Here is a 1,594-nt window from a genome sequence, read left to right on the forward strand (position 1 = left end):
ATGCGATCGAGGCTCGCGCGCGTCAGCACATGGATCGGGGCGTAGTCGAAGAAGCCGCCGTCCGGCGGGGTCGCGGTCTGCAGGATGGCGTGGGCCTGCGCGGCGCCGCCCAGCAGGCACAGCAGGACCGCGAAGGCCGCGATCCGAAGCAGCAGGGTCAACGACCCGCGCCGACCACCAGGCTCGCCGCCGGCGTCTCCCCGTCCTCGGACGGATCGATCCAGCGAATGACGCTCTTCTCGCATTGCTGAACCACCGGAAAGACCAGCCGATCGCCTGGCTTGAGCCCATCCGTGAGGCCGAAGGCGAATGTGAAGGTGCCCTTCGTATGGGCCCCGAGCCGCCCTGACCAGACAATCTCGACGACGCCGCCGGCGAGCTCGGCGCCCTTGTAGATCTGCGGCTTCCCGTAGGCTCCGGCGACGGTCTCGACCTTCCATCCCGCAGGCGCCGTCGGCGCCACGTCCACCACCCCCGCCGGCACACGGACCCTGAGCGTCACGGTGGGGTCGTCGGCGCCGCAGCCATGGCCCACCACCAGCGTCTTTTCCTGGACCTCTCCCGCGACCGCGCCGGGCGCGGTGAACACGACGTGGGCCGCGGCCGGGGCGGCGCCGAGAACGAGCGCGACGGCCGCGGCGACGAGGCTGCGAACTGCATTCATGAGCCGTTCCTTATGCTGGCGGTCCGGCGGCATACCATTCAGTTCGTCGGGCGCGCCAGCAGGCGCGGCAACTCCGCCGCGAGCGCGGCGGCCAGGCCGTCGGCGGAGTCGATGCGGACGGAGCGCGGATACAGGCGGCCGATGTCATAGCCGATCCCGATCGCGAACAGCTCGACGAGCCCGCGGCGGTCGATCGCGGCGATCGTCTCGCGCAGATGCGCCTCGAGGTAGTTCCCCGGATAGCCCGACAGCGACAGTGTGGTCTCCTCGCTCGGGGCGCCGTCGGAGACCATGATCAGGATCCGCCTCCGCTCCGGCCGGCGCGTCAGGCGGCGGCAGGCCCAGTCGAGCGCCTCGCCGTCGACGTTCTCCTTGGGCAGGCCGCGAATCTGAAGCAGCTTCAGCGCCTGCCGCAGGCCGCGCGAAGGCGCGTCGGCCGCCTTGTAGACGATGTGGAGCAGCTCGCTCACCCGCCCCGGACCGCGGGGCTGGCCGGCCGCGATCCAGGCCTCGCGGGCGCGGCCGCCGCGCCAGTTCCGCGTGGTGAAGCCGAGCGCCTCCACCCGCACGCCGACGCTCTCCATCGCCTGCGTCATCAGCTCCGTCGTCAGCGCGACGATCTTCAGCGGCGCGCCGCGCATGGAGCTCGAATTGTCGAGCAGCAGGGTCACGACGGTGTCGGCGAAAGGCTCGTTCTTCTCCTGGCGGAAGAAGCGGCCCGAGGCCGGGTCCGTCACCACCCGCGCGAGCCGGCCGGGGTCGAGCAGCCCTTCGGCCTGGTCGCGCTCCCACCCGCGCGGCTGCATGGCCATCAGCGAGCGCCGCGGTCATAGCCGAGTTGCGAGCGTTCGGCAAAAGCGGCTAGCGTCGCGCGCCTTTGGGGAAAGCCCTGCGGTTTGACTATGTCGATCAGCCTTTTTGGAGGAAGCC

2 protein-coding genes are annotated in these 1,594 nt (G+C 71.0%); both read right to left on the reverse strand.

Features of this window, described 5'->3' with window-relative positions:
• Positions 1 to 157 precede the first annotated feature (157 nt).
• A complete protein-coding gene (locus ACIKT0_RS18080) occupies positions 158 to 664 on the reverse strand; it encodes a YcnI family protein (RefSeq protein WP_407106713.1) in 507 nt (168 codons plus the stop codon).
• Between the two features lie 38 nt (positions 665 to 702).
• Positions 703 to 1,476, reverse strand: a complete 774-nt coding sequence (locus tag ACIKT0_RS18085) for a cobaltochelatase CobT-related protein (RefSeq protein ID WP_407106714.1) — start codon at positions 1,474 to 1,476, stop codon at positions 703 to 705.
• Positions 1,477 to 1,594 lie beyond the last annotated feature (118 nt).

The organism is Hansschlegelia beijingensis, assembly GCF_045505405.1.
GTDB lineage: Bacteria > Pseudomonadota > Alphaproteobacteria > Rhizobiales > Methylopilaceae > Methylopila > Methylopila beijingensis_A.

What these genes read in the sequence shown, in the direction of transcription:
- ACIKT0_RS18080 (WP_407106713.1), bottom strand. Translation starts at nt 664, where the DNA reads ATGAATGCAGTTCGCAGCCTCGTCGCCGCGGCCGTCGCGCTCGTTCTC.
- ACIKT0_RS18085 (WP_407106714.1), bottom strand. Translation starts at nt 1,476, where the DNA reads ATGGCCATGCAGCCGCGCGGGTGGGAGCGCGACCAGGCCGAAGGGCTG.